Here is a 1,659-nt window from a genome sequence, read left to right as displayed (position 1 = left end):
GAGATGTGTATAAGAGACAGAGATAGTCAAAAGCGGCGTTTCGAGAAACTCGGGCTGCTTAAGAAGAAACCCCTGGCCGCCGCCGTTGTAGGCAAGCTTGTCAGGAATAACGAATCGCTGGGGAACAGCAACTCGGTCAACCCCTCGAAAGGCGTTGACATTCCCACGACTGGTTATCTGAACAAAGTATCAGACATCACCGCTGGCAACGTGACTGATGCAGAAAACCTTTACCAACTCCTCCCTGACACCGAACTGGCTGAACAGATTCTGGTTAGCAGCATCCTGTCTCCTAAGGACATGGTTACGACGGAGTTGAACTACATCTGTAACGAGTCTTCCCTGAAGGGGGAGATCACGGGTGTATTGCTGGCCGTAGTGGAAGAGTTTTTCACCAAAGTCTATAAAATAGATCCCCAACTGCCAGGTATTTTGTCGGACGTCCTTTTCAAGAAGGGCTCCTACCCTATTATGATCATTCCAGAGTCATCTGTGGATGAAATCATCAACGGCGATCGCGGCACTGTGGGTATGGAAAGCCGGGCAGACACCAAGAGTTTGTTCTCGCATTCCATCGGTGTTCTGGGTGACTCCACCTTCGAAGACGGGAAGTACCTGCCGAAGAATAAACTGAAAGTGTCTATGGAAGACATGAACCAGTACTACACTCAGACGTTCCGCATGATGCGTCCACGTTTGGCTAAGAAGGGCTTCGACACCAAGATCTCGGTATCGGACAACCCTGACCTGTTGAAAGCTCCGTTCGTTCACGAGCTGACGCGCCGTCGTCATTTGGCTGAGACGTTCAAGCGTCAAGGCTTTGGTATGGAGTCCAATAATGAGGTGTCACGAGATGACATCGAAATGTCGTTCTACCGTCCTCGTCTGACCACTGCTCGTCCAGTGGTTGGGATGAAGACCGCCAGTCAGGTTAAGCGTGCCACTGTGGGTCACCCTCTGGTCATGCGTCTACCGGCTGAGTCGATCATCCCGGTACACGTTCCAGGTTCGCCTGATGAACACATCGGTTACTTTGTGATCCTCGATCCACAGGGTAACCCGGTTGTGAAGGCTAACCGGTCTGAGTACTACAACGACCTGAACATGAACATGTCTATCAACAAGGACATGGCCAGCCAGTTGATCTCCCAAGGTCAACGCACTGTAGAAGGCTACCAGCAACGTTCGGACATCGACACTGAGGAAGCTACACGGATCTACGCACAGCTCGTAGAAGAAGACCTGATCGCTCGTCTGCGTAACGGTATCTACGCCGACAACATCGAGATCTCTCGTCCGTTGGAAGTGTACCGCATCATGCTGGCTCGTACCTTTGCCAACATGTCCACTCAGTTGCTGTTCGTCCCTGCTGAACTGGTGACGTACTTCGCCTTTGACTACAACCGCTACGGCGTGGGTAAGTCTCTGCTCGAAGACAACAAGATCCTGGCTTCGCTGCGTGTAATGATGCTGCTGTCGAACACGATGGCTGCTGTGAAGAACTCGGTACCCCACACCGGTCTGAACATTACCCTCGACCCAACCGATCCAGATCCTTCGTCTACCGTTGAGAAACTGGTACACAACCTGTCTCTTATACACATCTGACAGGGGGGGGGGGGGGGGGGGGGGGGGGGGGGGGGGGGGGGGGGGGGGGGG

1 protein-coding gene is annotated in these 1,659 nt (G+C 53.0%); it reads left to right on the top strand.

All coding sequences use genetic code 11. The features are described from left to right. A partial coding sequence (locus H8Z83_RS18990) for a hypothetical protein (RefSeq protein WP_187016460.1) occupies nt 1-1,608 on the top strand: 1,608 nt, incomplete at its 5' end. Nucleotides 1,609-1,659: the final 51 nt, after the last annotated feature.

This window comes from Dysosmobacter segnis (assembly GCF_014297285.1).
GTDB lineage: Bacteria > Bacillota > Clostridia > Oscillospirales > Oscillospiraceae > Oscillibacter > Oscillibacter segnis.
Note: the sequence above shows the minus strand (reverse complement) of the source record. Positions and strands in the feature narration are given on the sequence as shown.